General features: G+C 73.9%; 17 protein-coding genes and 1 pseudogene. 9 read left to right on the top strand and 9 right to left on the bottom strand.

Annotated features, from left to right (window positions below):
* Positions 1–260: pseudogene (locus LDL48_RS04805) on the top strand (glycosyltransferase family 2 protein); the annotation flags it as partial.
* A gap of 182 nt (positions 261–442) precedes the next feature.
* Here the strand turns inward: LDL48_RS04805 and LDL48_RS04800 are convergent.
* On the bottom strand, positions 443–1,828 hold the full coding sequence (locus tag LDL48_RS04800) for a hypothetical protein (RefSeq protein WP_225253755.1): 1,386 nt from the start codon (positions 1,826–1,828) through the stop codon (positions 443–445).
* Positions 1,829–1,844: 16 nt separating this feature from the next.
* Here LDL48_RS04800 and LDL48_RS04795 point away from each other — a divergent pair, with 16 nt between their 5' ends.
* Positions 1,845–4,637, top strand: coding sequence for a putative glycosyltransferase family protein (locus LDL48_RS04795; RefSeq protein ID WP_225253754.1), 2,793 nt, complete (start codon positions 1,845–1,847; stop codon positions 4,635–4,637).
* Entirely contained in the window at positions 4,634–5,608 is a 975-nt protein-coding gene (locus tag LDL48_RS04790; protein ID WP_225253753.1) for a DUF1616 domain-containing protein, read from the top strand. Before LDL48_RS04795 ends, LDL48_RS04790 begins: the two co-directional genes overlap by 4 nt.
* Before the next feature lie 18 nt (positions 5,609–5,626).
* Here LDL48_RS04790 and LDL48_RS04785 read toward each other — a convergent pair whose 3' ends face one another.
* From LDL48_RS04785 to LDL48_RS04775, 3 genes are all read right to left on the bottom strand, one after another.
* Entirely contained in the window at positions 5,627–6,685 is a 1,059-nt protein-coding gene (locus LDL48_RS04785) for a glycoside hydrolase family 26 protein (protein ID WP_225253752.1), read from the bottom strand.
* Positions 6,682–7,494, bottom strand: coding sequence for a polysaccharide deacetylase family protein (locus LDL48_RS04780; protein ID WP_225253751.1), 813 nt, complete (start codon positions 7,492–7,494; stop codon positions 6,682–6,684). Before LDL48_RS04780 ends, LDL48_RS04785 begins: the two co-directional genes overlap by 4 nt.
* A gap of 136 nt (positions 7,495–7,630) precedes the next feature.
* Positions 7,631–7,891: a hypothetical protein gene (locus LDL48_RS04775; protein ID WP_225253750.1), complete on the bottom strand. Its 261-nt coding sequence runs from the start codon at positions 7,889–7,891 to the stop codon at positions 7,631–7,633.
* 187 nt (positions 7,892–8,078) lie between these two features.
* Here LDL48_RS04775 and LDL48_RS04770 point away from each other — a divergent pair, with 187 nt between their 5' ends.
* The 4 genes from LDL48_RS04770 (at position 8,079) to LDL48_RS04755 (ending at position 11,162) form a co-directional block, all read left to right on the top strand.
* Positions 8,079–8,330 carry a hypothetical protein gene (locus LDL48_RS04770; RefSeq protein WP_225253749.1) on the top strand — a complete coding sequence of 84 codons (252 nt, stop codon included), beginning with the start codon at positions 8,079–8,081 and terminating at the stop codon, positions 8,328–8,330.
* Positions 8,331–8,392: 62 nt separating this feature from the next.
* Positions 8,393–9,043, top strand: a complete 651-nt coding sequence (locus tag LDL48_RS04765) for a hypothetical protein (protein ID WP_225253748.1) — start codon at positions 8,393–8,395, stop codon at positions 9,041–9,043.
* A 111-nt stretch (positions 9,044–9,154) separates the two neighbouring features.
* The gene (locus LDL48_RS04760; protein WP_225253747.1) at positions 9,155–9,820 is read left to right on the top strand and encodes a nucleoside/nucleotide kinase family protein; all 666 of its coding nucleotides are present in this window, start codon (positions 9,155–9,157) and stop codon (positions 9,818–9,820) included.
* Positions 9,821–9,983: 163 nt separating this feature from the next.
* On the top strand, positions 9,984–11,162 hold the full coding sequence (locus LDL48_RS04755; protein ID WP_225253746.1) for a metallophosphoesterase: 1,179 nt from the start codon (positions 9,984–9,986) through the stop codon (positions 11,160–11,162).
* Here the strand turns inward: LDL48_RS04755 and LDL48_RS04750 are convergent.
* Positions 11,134–12,048, bottom strand: coding sequence for an aminoglycoside phosphotransferase family protein (locus tag LDL48_RS04750; RefSeq protein ID WP_225253745.1), 915 nt, complete (start codon positions 12,046–12,048; stop codon positions 11,134–11,136). The two genes, LDL48_RS04755 and LDL48_RS04750, sit on opposite strands and share 29 nt — an antisense overlap.
* Before the next feature lie 110 nt (positions 12,049–12,158).
* Here LDL48_RS04750 and LDL48_RS04745 point away from each other — a divergent pair, with 110 nt between their 5' ends.
* Positions 12,159–15,638, top strand: a complete 3,480-nt coding sequence (locus LDL48_RS04745) for an ATP-binding cassette domain-containing protein (protein WP_225253744.1) — start codon at positions 12,159–12,161, stop codon at positions 15,636–15,638.
* A 58-nt stretch (positions 15,639–15,696) separates the two neighbouring features.
* Here LDL48_RS04745 and LDL48_RS04740 read toward each other — a convergent pair whose 3' ends face one another.
* Positions 15,697–16,545, bottom strand: coding sequence for a S1C family serine protease (locus tag LDL48_RS04740; protein ID WP_225253743.1), 849 nt, complete (start codon positions 16,543–16,545; stop codon positions 15,697–15,699).
* Between the two features lie 178 nt (positions 16,546–16,723).
* Between LDL48_RS04740 and LDL48_RS04735 the strand changes: the two genes are divergently transcribed.
* On the top strand, positions 16,724–17,131 hold the full coding sequence (locus LDL48_RS04735; RefSeq protein ID WP_225253742.1) for a hypothetical protein: 408 nt from the start codon (positions 16,724–16,726) through the stop codon (positions 17,129–17,131).
* Between the two features lie 46 nt (positions 17,132–17,177).
* On the opposite strand, the gene LDL48_RS04730 is transcribed toward LDL48_RS04735, so the two are convergent.
* The 3 genes from LDL48_RS04730 to LDL48_RS04720 are packed head-to-tail and all read right to left on the bottom strand — an operon-like array spanning position 17,178 to position 19,961.
* The gene (locus LDL48_RS04730; protein ID WP_225253741.1) at positions 17,178–18,188 is read right to left on the bottom strand and encodes an AraC family transcriptional regulator; all 1,011 of its coding nucleotides are present in this window, start codon (positions 18,186–18,188) and stop codon (positions 17,178–17,180) included.
* Between the two features lie 37 nt (positions 18,189–18,225).
* Positions 18,226–18,570: a phospholipase gene (locus tag LDL48_RS04725; protein WP_225253740.1), complete on the bottom strand. Its 345-nt coding sequence runs from the start codon at positions 18,568–18,570 to the stop codon at positions 18,226–18,228.
* Positions 18,567–19,961, bottom strand: a complete 1,395-nt coding sequence (locus LDL48_RS04720; protein WP_225253739.1) for a DUF4331 domain-containing protein — start codon at positions 19,959–19,961, stop codon at positions 18,567–18,569. Before LDL48_RS04720 ends, LDL48_RS04725 begins: the two co-directional genes overlap by 4 nt.
* Positions 19,962–19,966 lie beyond the last annotated feature (5 nt).

The raw sequence follows: 19,966 nt of genomic DNA, 5'->3' as shown, positions 1-19,966 counted from the left end.
TGCTCGGCTACGGCACCGGCCTCACCGCCGCCTACACCAGCCTCCTCCTGCACCGCCCCACCCTGCTCTGGCCCCTGCTCAAACTCGCACCCGGCGCCCTCCGCGACCTCACCAGCCCCGACAGCCCCCGCGTCTCCACCCTGCAACACGACTTCCCCCGCCACCTGCTCAAAGCCAACCGCCGCGGCATGCTGGCCGGACCGCGGGCGTACCTCAGGGGCCGGCGCGCGGCCCGCGCCCAGACCCGGAGCAGCCGCTGATCGTGCTTCCTCCGCCGTTCACCGGAAACTCGACCCCGCACCGGGCATCCTCGGTCATGGGGACGCACATGGCGCGAAGGATCGGCACTGAGGTCACCGCCCCGGCCGTACCGGCCGGGGCGGCCCTTCGGCTGTCCGGCCCCACACCCGCTCGGCGCGCCCCGGCGGGCCGTTCGGACGGATTACCGCCCGGCTCCCGCCCTGGTGTCCGTTTCGCCTGCGTACGGCCCCTGCCAGCGCCTCAAATCCCAGGTTGTACCGCTACCGTGAATCTTCTTCGGGCCGCGCGGCCCACGTCCGAGGACCGTCCGGTCCATGTCTACGGGGACCCTGATGCTGATGGACCACTCGCCCGAGCCGCCACCGGCCGGTTCCGAACCGTCTGCCGACGGTCCGGCGCCCACCGACCGGTCGACCGCTCCGGTGACCTCCATCCAGCAGTACGAGTCGCCCGACGCCGCGGAGGCCGCAGCGATGGCTGAACAGCGTGCGGCCGAGACGGCCACCACGGACCAGAACGGCACGAAGCCGGAGGCGGCCCGCGGCAGCGCCCGGGTGCCGGAGGTGGCGCGCGGATCGGCGGCCGTCCCCGGGGTCCGGCCGGAGGCGGCGCGGGGTTCGGCCCGGGTCCGGCCGGCGCCGTCGACCGGACCGGCGGGGTCCCGTCCGGCGATCACGGACATCCAGACGACCACCGGCGTGCCGGCCACCCCGATCCGCGAGGCACCGGGTGACGTCCCGGCGGATGCCGGGAGAAACGCTGCCGGGCCGGCGACCGAAACACCGGCGGACACCGGGAAGAACACCGCCCGACCGGCGACCGAAACACCCGCCGACACCGACAAGAACACCGCCCGACCGGCGACCGAAACACCCGCCGACACCGAGAAAAACACCGCCCGACCGGCGACCGAAACACCCGCCGACACCGACAAGAACACGGCCCGGCCAACGGCAGGGACACCCGCCGACGCCGAGAAAAACACTGCCCGGCCGACGACCGAAACAACCGCCGATGCCGACAAGAACGCGGGCCGGTCGACGACTGAGAACACGGGCCGGCCGACGACGGAAACACCGGCCGACACCGGGGAGAACGCTGCCCGGCCGGCGACGGAAACGCCGGTGGGAAACGCTCGGGAACAGCGCTCGGGCACGGACCGCGCCGAACCCCCCAAGCCGGATAAGTCGCCGACGGCGGCCGAAGGCGGCGGGCCGGTCAACGGGGCACCGACCGCCCGCGGATCCGCAACCGTGCGTCCCCCGGCCGGCGCCCCCACGGCACCGAACGGGTCGCCCGCAGTCACGCCGCCCGGCGCGATCCGGCCGTCGGTTCCGGTGCCGCACAACGGTTCCGGCGCCACACGCTCCGCACCGGACGGCGCGGGCGCTCCCGAACCGGGCCCGGCCACGACGACGCCCGCCGCAAAGGCACCCGGCCCCGCCACGACGACGCCCGCCGCAAAGGCACCCGGCCCCGCCACGACGACGCCCGCCGCAAAGGCACCCGGCCCCGCCACGACGACGCCCGCCGGAAAGGCACCGGGTGCGGCTTCTTCAGCCGCCACGCCGGACACCACGGACGTGGCGCCGCCCCGCGCGGTCCCGCTTCCCGCCGGGACGGCCGACAGCAAGGCGCTGCCGCCCTCGGCCGGCACCGAGCGCAAGGCCATTCCGATGCCGCCGGGACCGGCCCGGCGCCCGGCCATCCCGTTGCCGGCCGGCACGGCCGCGTCGCTGAAGCTGGACCGCAAGGCGGGGAGCAAGGACCGCAAGTCCGCGGCGAAGGTCACGCCGACGGACCGGCCGCAGCCGCCCGGAGCACCCGCCGACGACACGACGGCCCGGGAGGGGAACATAGCCGCCACCAAGGCGGCCCCGCCGGCCCCTGTCCCGGCCCCAGCCACGGCTTCGGCCCCTGCTTCGGCTCCGGCTGACGGCAAGGCAGCGACCGAGGGCGAGGCGGCGACCGAGGGCGAGGCGGCGACCGGACCCGAGGCCCGGCCCGGCCAGAAGACCGCGACCGACACCAGAACCACGCCCCACGGCACCGCCGCCACGGACACCGGAACCACGCCCCACGGCACCGCCGCCCCGGACACCGGAACCACGGCCGACCGCCAGACCGGCACCGCCGCCGTGCCCGAGCGCACCGCCACCGCGCCCGATCGGAAGACCGGCACCGAGACCCGAACCCCGTCCGACCGCAACGCCGCGAACGGCAGCCGGGCGGAGTCCGGCGGCCCGGCCGCGCCGGGCAAGGCCGAACCGAAGCCGGCGGCCACCGGCCGCCCGGCCGCCAAGGCCACCGTCGCCCCTCCCCCGGCCCGGACCGGCGCCGCGCCCGGCACCTCGGCCGAGCAGACCCAGGTGATCATTCCGGGCGAGGCGCGGACGCAGATCATTCCGCGGGTGCCGGGCGAGGCACGCACCGAACGGATCCAGACGCCGGTGGTGCCGGGCAGCTTCGAGCGCACCGCCCGCCTGCCGGTGCCGGCGCGACTGCCGCAGCCCGAGGTGGTGCCGCCGGACCGGCGCCGGGTGCCGCGGGGCGGGCCGGGCGACCTGGGACATGCGCCGGCCGTGCTGTTGCTGTCCAGTCTCGGCGTGCTGCTGGTGGCGCTGGCGTACACCGGTGGCCGGGAAGGCACCGGCGGGGCCACGATCGCGTACTGGATCGGTCAGGTGGTGGTCTTCACCCCGGTGGTGCTGCGCCTGTTGAGTCGCCGCATGGCCGGGGTGGCCGAGTCGTTCCTGCTGGTCATGGGCCTGGCGATCAACCAGTATCTGCTGAAGTGGATGTACAGTCCGGACCAGTTCCGGTTCCCGGACGAGCTGCAGCACTGGCTGGCCACCACGATCATCATGGAGTCCGGCGAGCTGTTCCAGCCGAACCGGGCGCTGCCGCCGGCGGTGCACTTCCCGGGACTGGCGGAGATGGCGGCGGCCCTGGCGTCGATGACCGGTCTTTCGGTCACCTGGGCGGGCACGCTGGTGGCGGGCGTCGCGCACCTGGTGTTCGTGGGCGTGCTGTTCGTCTGCGTCCTGCGGACCAGCAACTCGCCGGCGGTGGCGGGCGTGGCCTGCGCGACGTACGCCACCGCCCTGCACTACCTGTTCTTCAGCTCGATGTTCCTCTACCAGACCGCCGCGCTGCCGTTCTTCATGCTGGCGATCTGGGCGACCCGGCGCTGGCGCGAGGAGGGCGGCTGGCCGTTCGCGATCGTGGCCGTCGGGTCGATCGCGATGACGTCGGTCAGCCACCACGTCACCGCGTTCGCGCTGATCGCGACGCTGACCCTGCTGGCCGGGGCGGAGCTGTGGACGGACCGGCCGCGGCGGTGGTCGGCGCTGGTGATGCCGGCGGTCGCGCTGGCCGTGGTGGCGGCCTGGATCCTGCTGGTGGCGCAGGACGTGATCGGGTACCTGGAGGAGCCGGTCAACCAGGTGATCACCACGGTGCGGACGATGATGACGGACTCGGAGAACGCGTCCACCGCACCGGCCGCGTCGCTGGCCCAGCTGGCGTTGCAGGGCACCGGTCTGCTCGGGCTGTTCGTGCTCTACGTGGCGGTGGGCCGGGACATGGTCAACCGCCGTGACCGGGACTCGTGGCGGTGGGCGGCGCTGGTCGGCGGCGCGATCTTCTTCCTCGGCAACGGGGTGCGGTTCCTGGGTTCGCAGGGCCCGGAGATCGCCGGCCGGTTGTCCACGTTCACCTACGTGCCGATCTCGATCATCGCGGCGATCGCGCTGGTGCGGGCGGTGCAGATCATCCCGTCCCGGGACTCCGAGGGGCGGCGCTGGTGGGTGGCTCCGGCGCTGGAGGCACCGCCGCCGACCGGGCGCAATCTGGTGGTCCGGGTGCTGGCCGGCTCGGCGCTGGTGACGCTGCTGATGATCGGGGCGCGGGCCGGTGGCTGGCCGCCGGTGGGTTCGCTGCTGCCCGGCCCGTACCTGGCCGGCGGCTTCGAGCGGTCGGTGGACGCGTACGGGGTGGACGCCGCACTGTGGCAACGGGACACGCTCGGCCCGGGCAACCGGGTCGGCGGCGACGTGACCGCGGTGTCGCTGTCGTCGACGTACGGCCGGCAGGACCCGGTCCGCGAGATCGGCGCGCTGTACTACGCGGTCCAGTGGGGCCTGGCGGAGGACGAGCTGGTGCAGTCGGTGCACGTGGACTATCTGGTGGTGGACCGGCGGCTGAGCACGCAGCTGCCGCAGAGCGAGTCGTACTTCGAGAACGACCCGATGGCGGGGCGGATCACCGAGCCGTTGAGCGCCGGCCAGATCACCAAGTTCGACAACCTGCGCGACGTGGACCGGCTGTACGACAACGGCACCGTCCGCATCTACCGCATGGGGGTGGCCCGGTGAACGCGGTGGTCGGTCGCGTCGTCACGAGGATCACGATGCCGGTGCTGATCGCGGCGCTGACCGTGGCCGCGACGGCGGCGGTGCTGGCCGGTCCGGGGCCGTTGCCGCTGGCCGGTGGGCTGCTGCTCGGGTTCGTCCTGCCGGGCCTGGCCCTCACCGAGATCCTGTTCCGGCACCGGACGCTGTCCGCGGTGGAGCGGACCGTGCTGGCGCCGGCACTGAGCCTGGCCGTCCTGGTGGTCTCCGGCCTGCTGCTGTACGTGGCCGGCGCCCGGCTGGACCGCCTCTCCTGGACCCTGGCCGCGGCCGGCGTGACGCTGCTGGCGGTGACCGTGACCGCGGCGCCGCCGAGGTTCTGGCGCGGCCCGGACGACGACGAGCCGGACCTGGCCGAGGACCCGGCGGAGGCGCCGGTCGGTGCCGCGGCGCGGATCGCGGTCGGCGCGCAGGACGCGCCCACCGAGCTGATCCCGGTGATCCGGGACGGCGACCCGCCGCCGGTGCCGAAGAAGAAGCGCCCGGCGCCGCGGCCGGTGCCGCCGGGGCCGTTCGCGCCGCGCTCGCCGGAGCAGCGGCTGGAGATCCGCCTGGTGCTGCGCCAGCTGCTGCCGATGGTGCTGGTGCTGGCGGTGCTGGCCGGGGCGGGCTACCTGTCGTACGTCAGCTCGCACGAGAGCTACGACGTGACGGTGACGTCGCTGTCCGCGGCGCCGCCGGGACCGGTCACCGCGGCCGGCGTGCACAGCGTGGAGGTCACCGCGGGCGGCCTGGTCGAGGACGAGGGGCCGTACACGTTGCGGGTGACCGACTCGGTGGGCACCCAGCTGGTCGAGCGGGTGGTCGAGGTGGACGGCGACGGCGTCTGGTCCGCGGTGCTGTCGTTGCCGGCGGACGAGCGGATCCAGGTGGGGCTGTTCCGGGCCGGTGACGTGGTCGCGTACCGCTCGCTGGTCGTGGCCCCGGTCCAGTAGCCGGCGCCGGCGGGCGGCTCAGCCGGCGAAGCGCGGCGAGCGCGCCATCTCCCGGTACGCGGCCAGCGACGCGGCGTCGGTGTCGACCCGCCACCGCTCGTGGTAGCCGGGGTGGGTGTCGGTGTCGAACCAGGCCACCGCGCCGACCGCCGGGTGCTGTTCCACCCACTCGGCGAACCGCTCGATCCAGTCGGCCTTGGTGCGGCCGCCCCGGTCCACCGATCCCACCTCGCTGATCATGATGGGCTTCTTCGCCGAGTAGGTGTCGTAGATGCCGCGGAACAGCGCGCCGGGCAGCTCGCGGTGCAGGTTGTAGCCGGAGACGCCGACCCAGTCGACGTACCGGTCGCCCGGGTAGTAGCGCTGGAACTTGTTCCAGTCCACGTTCGGGCTGTTGTTCCAGTTCGTGCTCCACACCCAGGACACGTTGGTCGCGCCCTCCTCGGCGAAGATGCCGTGCAGCCGGCGCCAGGACTCGACGTACCCGCCGGGGTTGTTGCCGTTGCGGGCCCCACCCCAGGCGTACCAGCTGCCGTTCATCTCCCAGCCCCAGCGCAGCAGCACCGGGCGGCCGAAGCGGATCAGCCGGCGGGCGGCGCGGGCGATCAGCGCGTCGGCGGAGCCGTTCAGGATGTCCTCGTGCCGGGTGCCGCGCCAGGACACCATGGGTACGGCCTTGTCCGGCAGGCCGGGCAGCCGGTGCGGCAGCGTGTCGGTCCAGCCGTAGAAGACGTGCACGATCCGCTGGTCCCGGCCGGTCTGCTGGCGGCGCAGCGCGAGCGCCTGCTCGGCCGACATGCCGTTCAGATCGAGGTACGAACCGAGCAGCGCCTTGCCCGGCCGGAACGGCACCGGGCCGCCGCCGCTGGTGACCACCGGCCGGGGCTTCGGGGTGGCCGACGGCTGCACGACGGCCGGCACGTCCCGGACCGGGGGCGCGGTGGTGGCCTCGGCCGGCGGCGTCTTGGACCGCCACTGCTGCAGTCCCACCGTGGCGGCCGGGATGGCGGCCAGTCCGGCGAGGCCGAGCACGGCGCGGCGGGGTAGCCGCCCGGGGCGGCGGTGGGCCGGCGTCATGTCAGGTTCCGGCCGGTCGCGCGCGCGACCTTGCGGACCGCGCGCCAGGCCGGTTGGGCCAGCTGCTTGGCCCGGGGCAGCAGCTGCGGGCCGCCGTCGGCGACCAGGCGGACCAGGTCGGCGCCGGTGAGGTCGGGCGTGGGCTGCAACCGGGGTACGGCGTACCGGTGCTCCGTGGGGGTGTGCAGCCGGCGGCCGACCTCGGTGGCGTTGTCGTGCCCGGCCTCCCGGACCAGGTCGCGGACCCGGCGGCCGTGGTAGCCGTGCGGGTAGGCGAAGCTGCGGACCGGGCTCTGCAGCCGCTGTTCCAGTTCCTCGTGGCTGCGCACGATCTCCTCGCGCAGCTGCGCCGGCGGCAGCACGTCGAGCGGGTGGTGGACCAGGCTGTGGTTGCCGATCTCGATGCCGGCGGCGGCGACCTCGGCCAGTTCGGCCCAGTCGAGCAGCCGCCCGAAGTCCGGCGAGTACCGGCCCAGCCAGTCGGCGTCGTCGCCGAGGTGACCGACGGAGGCGTACAGCGTGGCGCCGGCCTGCGCGGCGGCCAGCGCCGGGACACCCTCGGTGAGGAAGTCCCGGTAGCCGTCGTCGAAGGTCACCGCGAGCAGCTTGTCGGTGCTGCCGGCGTCCAGCTGGTCGAGGGCCGCGGACAGCCCGACCAGGCGGTAGCCGGCGTCGGTGAGCGCGGTCAGCTGCTCGGCGAGGCGCTTCGGCGGAACGGCGAGATCACGCAGTGGCCCGTCGACCGCGGACACGGAGTGATACATCAGCGCCGGCATGGTCTGCCACCTCGGCGGAACCGTGTCGGTCACGCGTCCGTCCCTCCCTCAGCCGCTGGATACGACGCTTATCGGTCGCAGTCCCGGCCAGCTTCGAGGTTCGGCGCACCGTCTTCGGCCGGCCGGGCGCCGGATCCAGCGGCGCCAGCATAGATGCCGGACGCGCAGGTCAGAAGCTGTCCGGCCGGCCGGCGGCAAGCGTGGTACCAACGGATGATCCGTCGAGAGCCACCTCGGCAACCACGGCCGCCAGATCGGCCAGGGACATCCGGACCGTGCCGCCCCGGGTGGCGAGTCCCCGGTCGGCGCCGTAGACGACCACGTCGGCGTGCTCGAGCTCGTCGGCGAGCCCGGCCAGGCGGTTCTCGATCTCGGCGGCGAGCTGCAGGGCGAGGTCGTCGTGGCGGGCTGCGGGAATCTGCAGGGTCATTCCGGGCACCTTTCGCCGGTCGCGGGGCGTCGTCGCCGGTACGGGCCGACACGTCCACGGTAGGCAAGTCCCGTACCCCTCGTGCGTTTTTGGGGTTTTTCTGCCGCCCCCTCTGCCGAAAGTCATAGACATTGATCCGACCGGCGACCGAAGCGGCGGAACCGGTCGCCGGGACAGGGTGTACCCCATGACAGAAGGACGCGGAATCGACCCGCTACGGCTCGCCGAGGCGGCCGGCGGGGCGGCGCTCGTGCTCGCCGCGGTGGCCCTGCCGGTCGCGTGGCGCACCCTGGACGTCTCGCTGCTGGCCGTGCTGGCCGGCATGCAGGCGCTCCTCACGGCGGCCGTGTATGCGTTACACGCCGTGACGTTCGACTACTTTAGGCTGACCGGACATGCCCGTGAGACCTATTTTTCTTACACCCAGCGTAAGGACTGAACCTCCGAGGTTCGCGCACCGTATTCCCCGGCGACGACCGCTCTAGACCCCGGGGAGCGACCATGTTCCGACTCATTCAACTCCAGGCCTACCACGGCATGCCCCGCATCGGTGTCGACGCGGACGCCTATGCCAGCGAACGTGCCGCACTCGCCCGTTACCGTGCCACTCCGGCCACCTTCTTCGGTGTGGGCCGGTTCGACGCCGAGGGCACGCTCGCCGAAGTCATCATGGACACGGTCTGCGGGCCGCTGGGCGACTGCCCGCGGCCGGCCACCGTGGTCCAGACGGAGACGTTCCAGCGGCTCTGCGACACCTGTTCCTTCGGACTCGACGTGCTCACCGTGGGTGAACTCGCGATGCGGCTGGGCATCGCGGTCCGCCTGGCGCCGGTGCTGGCCCGCTCCGGCCGGCACGCCGCCGCCGAGTTCGCCTGCACCGCGAGCAACCGGATCGCCCGGGAGTTCGCCTCCCGGGTACACGACCCGGACTGGCGCGCCGACGTGTGCGCGGAACTGGCCCGCAACCCGACCGCGGTCAACGGCCTGCTGATCGGCGTCGGCGCGCTCAGCCACCGGGACGTCCTCGACCTCTACCCGGCGTTGTGCGCGCTGGGCGCCCAGTTGCCGTCCGGCGTCTACGGCGACCTGCTGCGCGCGACCGCGCGGCCGCTGTCCCCGGCCGGCGTGGCGGGACTGCGGCTCGGGCTGTGACACCGGCGCCCGCACGGCGGCGATCCTCGTCGGGGCCCATCGGCCGGCGCGGGACCGCGGACGGCCGGACGAGGGGCGGCGGCCGGCCGGGCCGGCGGTAGCGTACCGGGCGTGACACTCGAGTTCGCCGACCTCGTCCACCGCGCCCGCAGCCTGGTCCGGGACGGTCGCCGGGCGGTGCTCGGCATCGCCGGGGCCCCGGCCGCCGGCAAGACCACGCTGGCCGAGGAGTTGGTGGCGGCGGTCGCGGCGGACACGTCGCCCGGCTGGGTGGCACACGTGCCGATGGACGGCTTCCACCTGGCCGACGCCGAACTGGAGCGGCTCGGCCTGCGATCGGTCAAGGGCGCCCCGGACACGTTCGACGCCCTCGGGTACGCCGCCCTGCTGCGCCGGCTGCGCGAGGACGCCGACGAGATCATCTACGCGCCCGGCTTCGAGCGGGTCATCGAGCAGCCGATCGCCGGCGCCATCGGCGTGCCGCGCAGCGCCCGGCTGATCGTCAGCGAGGGCAACTACCTGCTGGTGGACGACGCCCGGTGGGGGCCGGTCCGGTCGCTGCTGGACGAGGTCTGGTACGCCGACCTGGACCGACCGGAACGCCTGCACCGGCTGATCGACCGGCACCGGCGGTTCGGCAAGGACGAGGCGGCCGCGATCGTCTGGGCCACCGGCACCGACGAGCGCAACGCCGAGATCATCGCGTCCACCCGGCACCGTGCCGACCTGCTGATCCCGGCGGCGCTGCTGCACCGCCTCGGCGCCCGCCCGTCCTGACGCCGGCGTACCGCTGGAGCGCTCCACTGACGCAATCTCCGTAAGACCGGCAGGCACGACCCGCCGGACCGGACCTGGCGACGCGGCTGCCGCTTCCGCTGGCCCCCGGTGGACCACCCGCAGCACGGACCGCGCCCGCCCCACGGCGTGGCATTCTTACCGGATGTCGGTCGGTGAGACGGTGGAGACGGAACCGCGGCGGCGCGGCCTGCGGGTGGTGCGGTTCGCCGCCACGGTCGGCGCGGTCCTGCTGCTGCTGTTCGGGGTGCCCTGGTGGACCCTGGTGCCGGCCGCGTCGTGGCCGGCGCCGGTGACCGCCGCCGGCACCGCCGTGTTCGCGCTCGCGCTGGTCACGTTCCCGCTGCTGATGATGACCGGGCACGGCCGCCGGCACCGCGACGGCGCGGCCGTCGCCGCGGACTCGCTGCTCGGCGTGATCTGGGTGCTGTTCGTCTGGTCCGTGCTCGGTCTGCTGCTGCGCCTGGGCCTGGCGGTGGCCGGCGTGGCCGACCCGGCGCGCTCCCGGATCGTCGCCGCGACGGTCGTCGCCGTCGCCGTGGTGCTGCTGTTCTACGGGTACGCCGAGGCGATGCGGGTCCCCCGGGTACGCCGGATCGACGTGACCCTCCCCCGCCTCGGCGCCGGCCTGGACGGGCTGCGGGTGGTGCTGCTGACCGACACCCACTACGGCCCGATCGACCGGGCCCGCTGGTCGGCCGGCGTGGTCCGGGTGGTGAACACGCTCGGCGCGGACGTGGTGGCGCACACCGGTGACATCGCGGACGGCGACGTGGCGCAGCGCCGGGCCCAGGCCGCGCCGCTGGGTGACGTGCAGGCCCGCCTGGCCCGGGTGTACGTGACCGGCAACCACGAGTACTACAGCGGGGCGCCCGGCTGGGTCGAGCACATGACGTCGCTGGGCTGGGAGTGGCTGCACAACCGGCACCTGGTGGTGGAACGCGACGGCGCCCGGCTGGTGATCGCGGGCGTGGACGACCGGACCGCGGCCGGCTCCGGCGTACCCGGGCACCGGGCCGACCACGCGGCGGCGCTGGCCGGCGCGGACCCGGCGCTGCCGGTGCTGCTGCTGGCGCACCAGCCGCGGCAGATCGGCGGTGCCGTGGAGCACGGCGTCGACCTGCAGCTGTCCGGGCACACGCACGGCGGCCAGATGTGGCCGTTCCACTACCTGGTCCGCCTGGATCAGCCGGTGCTGCAGGGCCTGAGCCGGCACGGCGACCGGACCCAGCTGTACACCAGCCGCGGCACCGGGTTCTGGGGGCCGCCGTTCCGGATCTTCGCGCCCAGCGAGATCACGGTCCTGACGTTGCATCGCGACTGATCGCGTCCGCCGCGCCGAGCATCTGCCGGGCCAGCGGCTGCACGTCGATCGCGGCCAGCACCAGGCCGGTGGAGACCCGTTCCACCACGCCCCACTCCCAGATCGCGGTGGCGTCCAGGCCGGTACGCCGGGCCAGCCACCGGGCCCGGTCCCGCGGGTCGCCGGCGACCAGTTCGACCGGGTCCTCGCGCATCAGCACGCCGAGGTCGTACTCGGGTTCGGCGCGCAGGCCGTCCGGGTCGACCAGCTTGAATCCGTCGCCGGCCCGCAGCGCGTTCCACTGGTGCACGTCACCGTGCACCAGCACCGACCGGTCGTCGCCGTGCGCGGCGATCCGCCGTTCGGCGGCCCGGACCGCGTGCCGCACCGTGGCCGCCGCACACGGCCGGCCGAGGTCCGCCCAGCGCCGCTCGATGAAGCCGATCAGCCATTCGGCCTTGGCGGCCCCGGTGGGCAGCGCCACCGGGGCGGGAACCGGACGCCACACCCGGGCGGCCGCGTCGCAGAGGATCTCCAGCCGTCGCTCCAGCGGCAGCCCGAGGTCGGCCAGCGACGGACCGAGCCGTTCCAGCAGCAGGGCGTGCCGCGCCTCGTCGTGGCGCAACAGCGTCGCGCAGCCGGAGCCGGCCGTCAGCCGCAGCACGGCGATCTCGTGCCCGGCGTGCCCGCCGGCCCGTGGCACCAGCAGTTTCAGCACCGCCGGGGTGCCGTCCGCGGTCACCGCCTCGGCCACGAACGCCTCGGTGGCGTCCGGGAACGCCCGGCCCACCGTGACGCCCCACTCCCGGGACAGCTCCGCCACCAGCCCGGGCAGGCCGGTCAGCCAGCCGCCGGAGCCGGCCACCCGGGCCTTCGCCGCCACCGCCGGCGGCACCGTCAGTTCCACGGCGGCGATCGTGACACGCGTGACAGCCGGGGGCGAGGTAATTGCGTTGTACCGCCGGGTGGCGGCCCGGAGGATGGAGGCTTCCCACCCCTTCGCCTTGAGGACTGTCGATGCGCCTGCTCCGTGATCTGTGGGCCACGTCGTCCCGCCGCACGCTCTTCGTGGCGGTGCTCATCGTGCTGGGGGCGGCCGGGCAGGCCGGCGCGCTCGCGCTGGCCGGAGCGGTGCTGGTGGACCGGTCGGTCCCGGTGTTCACGCTGCTGGCCGCGGCTCTCGTGGTGTCCGTGCTGAGCGACCTGGTGGTCGGCCTGGTCACGGCCGGGCTGACCGCCGACTGGGCCGCGGGCGTGCGGCGCGGCCTGAACCGGGTGGCGTTCGGCCAGGACCTGCCCACGCTGGAGGGCACGCCGGTCGGCGAGCTGCTCGACCGGATCGACAGCGACGTGTACGAGGTCGGCTCGCAGCTGCGCGGCGGCGGCGTCCGGATCGCCCAGTCGCTGTGCGTGGCGGCCCTCTCCATCGTCACGGCGTTCTTCGTGTGGTGGCCGGCCGGGATCGGCATGCTGCTGGTCGCCGTGCTGCTCGTGGTCACCATGAGCCGGCCCGTCCAGCGCATCTCGCCGGCCCGGATCGCCGAGGAGGAGGCCTGGTCCGACCTCGCCGCGGTGATGGAGGAGTCGGTGCACGGCCAGGACGACGTCCGCACCAGCCTGGCCGCGCCGTACGTGCGCAAGCTTTTCGCCGAACGGGCCCGGGAGCTGCTGAACCGGGGCCGCCGGGTCTGGCACCTGTCCGCGAAGATCACCATGTGGGCCGGTGCCATCACCCGCGTCCTGATCGCCGGGGTCGCGGTGGCCGGTGCCTGGGCGCTGGCCGCCGGCGTGGTGGACGGTGCCCGGCTGACCGCGGTGTGGCTGCTCGCCCTGGGTTTCGGCGGCACCCTGGAACACGTCACCCGGATGGTGCCCGAGCTGCAGAACGCGCTCGGTGCGTGGAGCCGGGTCCAGCTGCTGCGCGACGTCCGGCAGGAGCCCACCGACGGGATTCCGCCGCGCGACGGCGACCTGGTGGTCCGGGACCTGACGTTCCACTACGGCGAGGCCGGTTCGGGCCGCCCGCCGGCGCTGCGCAACGTCAGCCTGACCTTCGCGCGGGGCCGCTCGTACGCGCTGGTCGGCCGCACCGGCTCGGGCAAGTCCACGCTGGCCAAGGTGCTGACACGGTCGGTGGACGTGCCCCGCGGCACGGTGTCGCTGGCCGGCACCGACATCAACGACATCGCGGTGGAAGGGCTGCGCCGGCACACCGCGATCGTGCCGCAGCGCACCGAGATCCTGGCCGGCACGCTGGCCGAGAACATCGCGCTGTTCGACCCGGAGCTGCTGCCCCGGGCCGCCGGCGCGCTCGAGGAGCTGGGCCTGACCGGGTGGGCGGGCAGCCTGCCGGACGGCATCGACACCAACCTCGGCGAGGGCGGCTACAAACTCTCCGCCGGCCAGGAGCAACTGGTGGCGTTCGCCCGGATCCTGGTCCGCGACCCGTACGTGGTGATCCTGGACGAGGCCACCGCGCGGATGGACCCGGTGACCGAGGCCTGGGTACAGCGCGCCACCGACCGGCTGCTGACCGGCCGGATCGGCATCATCGTGGCGCACCGGCTGTCGTCGGTGCAGCGCTGCGACTCGGTCGTGGTGCTCGCCGACGGCGAGGTGCTGGAGTCCGGGCCGATGCAGGAGTCCCGGCGCTTCGCCGAGCTGCTGGCCACCAGCAACCTGTCCGTGCCGGCCGCGCCGGGTGGCGGCGGGGTGCTGCTGGCCGAACGCGACGAGTGGGACGACCTCCCGTCGGAGCTGGGCGCCGACGCGCTGACCAACACTCTGCCCAAGGCCGACCCGCCGCCGTTGCCGGACCCGCCACCGGTGCGCACCATGCGGGAGATCTTCCGGCTGGCCACCAACGATCCGCGGTACGGCCTCAGCGCGGTCGGGTTGTTCATCGTGCTGGTGCTGCTCGGCCTGGACGGCGCGATCATGCCGCTGCTCTGGGCGAACGTGGTGGACGGCGTCGGCGACCCGATGTACCCGGCGATCGGCATCGCGGTCGGCCTGTTCGTGGCGATCCCGACGCTGTACTACACCGCCGCCTGGTTCCCGGAGTGGTGGGTGCGGCAGATGCTGCGGATCAGCCTGCGGCTGGTGCACGGCCAGATCGGGCCGCGGCGGGTCAGCAAGCACACCCCGGCCGAGGTGGTCGCGCAGGGCGGCGACACCGAGCGCGTGGTGATGCTGGCCGACAACGTGGTCGACCAGACCACCAGCCTGGTGCTGATCGTGGCGATGACCTGGGCGTCCGGCTCGTTCGTGCCGGCCGCGTTCTTCCTCGGCACGATGGTGGTGTCCGGCCTGGCCGCCACGTTGTTCGGGCCGCGGCTGGAGAAGGCGGCCCGGCGCACCGTGTCGGCCCGTGCCGCGTTCGCCACCGCGCTGGTGTCGTCGCTGTCCGCGGCGCGCACGGTGAAGCTGGCCGGCGCCACCCGGCCGGTCCTGGAGCATCTGGCCCGGCTGGACCGCGCCCGCAGCGACCGGCAGCGCCGGGAGATCTCGATCCAGGTGTGGGCCCGGTCCACGCCGTCCATCGTCAGCGGCCTGCTGCCGATCGCGGCCTGGGCGATGTACCTGACCGGTCACCTGTCCGCCGCGGCGACGCTGATCGCGGTGGCCACGCTGGGTGCGGCCCGCTGGTTCGCCTGGACCACCGCGTCGCTGGTGTCGCAGCTGCCGTCGGCCCGGGTGTGGACCCGCCGCACGGTGGCCATGTCCGGCATCGCCGAGTACTCCCGGGCGGTGCCGGGTGTGGACCTCGCGGCCGGAACCGCCGCCGCGCCGCCGACCGCGCCGCGCGACCCGCTGCACCGGCTGGAGCTGCAGAACTTCAGCGCGGTGCACGAGAACGGCACGGTGGGCGCGCAGGACATCGACCTGACCGTCAACCGCGGCCAGCTGGTGCTGGTGGTCGGCCCGGTCGGGGCCGGCAAGTCGTCGCTGCTGCGGGCGCTGGCCGGCATCGTGCACCACACCGGCCGGCTGCGCTGGAACGGCCGCCCGGTGGACGAGCCGGAGTTGTTCCTGCGGCCCAACCAGGTCGGGTACGTGGCCCAGCTGCCCCGGGTGCTGTCCGGCACGGTGGCCGACAACATCGCGCTGGGCCACCAGGTGGACGCCGCGGACGCGGTGACCACCGCCCAGCTGGAGCACGACCTGGCCGCGGCCGGCGGTGGTCTGCAGCTGCTGATCGGGCACAAGGGCACCCGCCTGTCCGGCGGTCAGCTGCAGCGGCTGGCGCTGGCCCGGGCGCTCGCGCCGCGCACCGAGCTGCTGGTCGCCGACGACGTGTCGTCCGCCCTGGACGTCACGACGGAGCTGGAGCTGTGGCGGGCGCTGCGCGAACACGGGGTCACGGTGGTCGGCTCGACGTCCAAGCGGGCCGCGCTCAGCCGGGCCGACCACGTGGTGGTGCTGATCGGCGGGCGGGCCGTGGCGCAGGGCACGTGGCGGGAGCTGGAGGACCGCTGGGGCCACCTGGCGGGCTGACGGCCGGGCCGGCCGGGCCGGCGGTCGGCCGGGCGGGGCTGACCGGCGGCGGCGCACGTCAGCCGGCCCGGGCGGTGAGCTGCCGGACCACGGTGGTCACCGTCCCGGACGGGATGGCGAATCCGACGCCGACGCTGCCGGTGCTGTCGCCGGCGGTGGCGGTGGCCACGTTGATGCCGATCACCCGGCCGGACGTGTCGACCAGGGCGCCGCCGGAGTTGCCCTCGTTGATCGGCGCGTCGGTCTGCAGCAGGCCGGTCAGCCGCTCCGTACCGGTGTCCACGGTGCGGTCGGTGGCGGACACGATGCCCGAGGTCACCGTGCCGGCCAGGCCCAGCGGCGAGCCGAAGGCCAGCACGGTGTCGCCGACCGCCACGCTGCCGTCCGGGGCGAACGTCGCCGGGGTCAGCCCGCTCAGTCCGGTGGCCTGTACCAGGGCGAGGTCGTGGGCGGTGTCGGAGGCGACCACCCGGGCCGGCGCGGTCCGGCCGTCGGCGAGCCGGACGCTCACCGTGCCGCCGGACGTGACGACGTGGTGGTTGGTGAGGACCAGACCGTCCGCGGCGAGCACCACGCCGGAGCCGAGCGACGACTCCCGGGCGCCGTCGACCAGCACGGTGACCACGCTGGGCGACACCGTCGCGGCGACGGTGGCGAGCGTGTCGGTGGTGGTGGCGCGGATCGGGGTCGCGGCGGACGGGGCGGAGGCGGCGGCCGGGGCCGTACCGGTGAGGTAGTGGTCGGCCAGCGCGCCGCCGGCCGTGCCGCCGCCGGCGACCAGCGCCAGGACGGCGGCGCCGCCGGCGACACGCCGGGGCCAGCGGCGGGCGGACAGTGGTTGCGGCGGAGGCTCGTCGACGGTGGTGGCGGCGGCGGCGGACGGGGGCAGGGCGGTCATCTCGGTCATGACTCCACGGTTCCCGCGCCCCTTGTCGGGTCGTTGTGCGTGGCCTGTGAGTCGACTGAACGCCCCGGTGACATAGGTCGCACATCTATGTTCGTATCCGTTCGAAATTGGCACTTGGTGTTCTCTATTCACTCCTATCGTCGTCTTAGTCATGTTCACCGACGTGCGAAGGAACCACATGAAGATCCGCAGGAGCACCACCCTCGGCCTGGCCGTCGCCACCGCGGTGGCCGGCTTGCTCAGCCTCTCCGCCGGCACCGCCCAGGCCGCCGCGCCCGCCGTGGCGGCGACCCACGTCACCGCGGCGGCGCAGGCCGACAGCGGACCGTGGCCGATCGTCGACGCGAACGGCGTGCAGCGCAGCTCGCTGAGCATCAACTGGGAGACCGGCTACGCCATCGCCTGCTACCCCAGCGGCACCGAGGTGGTCCGGATCCAGGTCCGCTTCGCGGACGGCGAGACGCTGACCCGGGTCATCCCGGAGTTCGGCTGCAACGTCGCCGGCCCGTTCACCACCAGCAGCCCGGTGGTGGCGGTACGCGGCCTGGTCGGAGACTTCGCCAACCCCTGGCACGAGAACGTCTGACCGGGACCGGCCCGGGCCGCACGCCGGCCCGGGCCACCGGCGCGTCTCAGCCGCGCTCGCGCAGCGTCTGCGACGGGGCGACGCCGTACCGGTCGCGGTACGCCCCGGCGAACCGGCCCAGGTGGGTGAAGCCCCACCGCTCGGCCACCTCGGTCACGCTGACCTGCCACGGATCGGCCCGGGTCAGTTCCGCGTGCACCCCGTCGAGGCGCAACCGGCGCAGGTAGGTCAGCGGGGACATGCCGACGTGCCGGCGGAACGACTCCTGCAGCACGCGCACCCCCACGCCGGCGATGGCGGCCAGCTCGGCCACCGTGAACGGGTGCCCCGGCTGGGCGTGCATGGCGTCCAGCGTGCGCTTGACGGTCCGCGGCCGGCGGGCCGGGACGTCCTCGTCGTACGGGTGCTCCACGGTCAGCGCCAGGCCGCTCAGCACCAGGTCCCGCCACCGGGACAGCATGGCCGGCTGGTCCAGCAGGCCGTCCGGCTGACGCAGCTCGGCCAGCAGCGCCCGGATCAGCGCCGCGAACGTGCGACCCGGGCCGGAGCCGACGCCGAAGCTCGGTTCCAGCGGTAGCGGCGACGGCAGCTGCCGGTCCAGCGCGGCGTCCACCTCGCGCTCCAGCGTGCGGCGGTCCACCTTGACGCTGAGCAGCCGGCATTCGGCGGTCCAGTCCAGCTCGACGTCGCCGGTCGGCATCAGCACCGCGGCCGAGTCCGGATCGGCGGTCACCACCCGGTCGCCCTGCACGCAGCGGACCGTGCCGGTGAGCGGCGCCAGCACGTGGTACGCGGTCTCCAGCTCAGCGGTGGTCACGCAGACGTCGGTGCCGTAGCCGACCTCGGCCACGGTGACCGGTCCGATCCGGACCCCGCCGGCCACGAAGTCCAGCCCCTCGGCGTCACCGAGAGGCCGGACCCGGAGCGTGTCGTAGAACAGTCGCCGGCAGAAGACCCGCGCCTCGTCGAGGTCGGTGGTCCGCAGGACGGACCGGATCGCGTCGTCACCGTACGGGGACGAGGCGGGCGGGTGGCCGAGCATAGCCGCGGCGTCCATCCTGCAGACTGTAGTCCCGTCGTGACGGAATCACCGGTTACGCGGCTGCCACCCCGGCCGGCCACTCGTACTCGGTGACCGCCCCGCCGGACACGTTCACCTCGGCCAGCGGGGTGACCGGGTCGCGCCAGACCACGTACCGGCCCTCGGGCAGGCCGTCGATCACGACGCTCCACAGCACACCGCCGCGCACGTACCGGGCGCGGACCGCGGCGTGGGTGCGTACCGCCGGATCGGCGACCGGGCTCACCTCGATCTCGTGGCCGTGCAGGCTGCCCGGGGTGTGGATGACCAGCGCACCGATCCCGGCGCCGATGGCCAGCACCACGGTGCCCTGCCCGGACGGGGCGAGCGTGTGGTGATGGTGGGTGCCGGCGGTCATGACGGGTTGTTGAAGCCGTCGAAGGGCGTGCCGAGGTACGGGAACTCGCCGAGCAGTTTCGCCCCGCTGTCCTTGATGCTCAGCCCCTGCTCCACCAGTGCCGCGGCCTCGTCCGGCTTGAACTTGGGGTCCACCAGCGGCACGGTGACGCCGGCGATGGCGCGCAGCGAGATGGACACCACGTCGTCGGCGACCCGGCGGCCGTTCGGGAACCCGGCCAGGTCCTCGCCGAGCAGGCCGAACTTGTTCTCCTTCTTGGCCGGCGGGATGGCCGTGTTGAGCCGCAGCATGTCGGCCTGCACGTCGCCGGTGTTGTTCTGGAAGCCCTCGATGAGGCCGTCCGGGATGCCGGTGAGCAGGATGGCCACCAGGTCGGCGCGGGCCTTGCCGGCCTCGTTCAGCTTCGCCAGGTTGTCGAACAGGCCCGGGTACAGCACCGGTAGCAGCGCCGCCAGCTCCGGCTTCTCCACGAACTCGGCGAACCGCTTGTCCTCGCTCGGCGGCAGGCTGTTCCACCGGTCCTTCTGCGCCATCGGGACGATGACCTCGTTGAACAGCGGATTGCCCAGCCGGGAGACCTGCGTCTGCGGCCCGACGTACACGTCGTCGTTGTCCTTCTTGCCCTGCCGCACCTGGACCTGGCGGCGGCTGGCGGAGGTCCACACGCCGATCACCGCGCCGGCGTCGCGCCCGCGTACCTTCTTCTTGCCGTCCTTGCGTACCGCGGACAGCGGGAGCTGGACGGCGATGCTGTGCACGTTGGTCTTGTCGGTCGCGTTGACCGCCTTGCCGGCGTAGTTGAACAGCTTCTGCCCGACCAGGTGCGCGTTCTGGAACGGCCGCAGCGTGCCGAGGTCGAAGATGGCGCCCAGGTCGACGAAGAACGGGTCGGCGCGCTGGCCGGCGAAGACGGTCTCGCCGGTCTTCAGCTTGTGCACCGCGTCCTCGGCCAGCTTCTCGTAGTCCGGGATGGACAGCTTGCCGACGTTGCACGGCGGGCAGGGCAGCTTGCGGGCCAGCACCTCGTGCTTGCCGTGGGCGTCCACCCGGGTGACCGAGTAGAACTGCCGCCGGTTCCAGTTCTCGCTGTCCAGCGACTCGATCTGACCGGTGTTGTAGAGGAACGTGCGGTCGTTGCGCAACTCGGTGCGGAACCGGAACTGGTACGTCAGGTCCGGGCGGCCGTCGCCGTTGTTGTCGACGTGGATCTCGTACAGCACGTCGTCGCCGAACTCGAAGAAGTTCGGGCCGCTCGCGGGCAACTGCAACGGCACGTAGTTGGCGATCAGCGTGACGGTGTCCGGGTCGTCCGGGCTGACGAACGCGTACAGGTCGGAACTGTCCGCGACGGGGTCCTTGCTGATCTCCGGCGCTTCACGGTGCGAAGACATGAACC

This window comes from Jidongwangia harbinensis, from assembly GCF_020216025.1.
GTDB classification, from domain to species: domain Bacteria; phylum Actinomycetota; class Actinomycetes; order Mycobacteriales; family Micromonosporaceae; genus Actinoplanes; species Actinoplanes harbinensis.
This window is presented reverse-complemented; position numbering and strand designations above follow the sequence as displayed.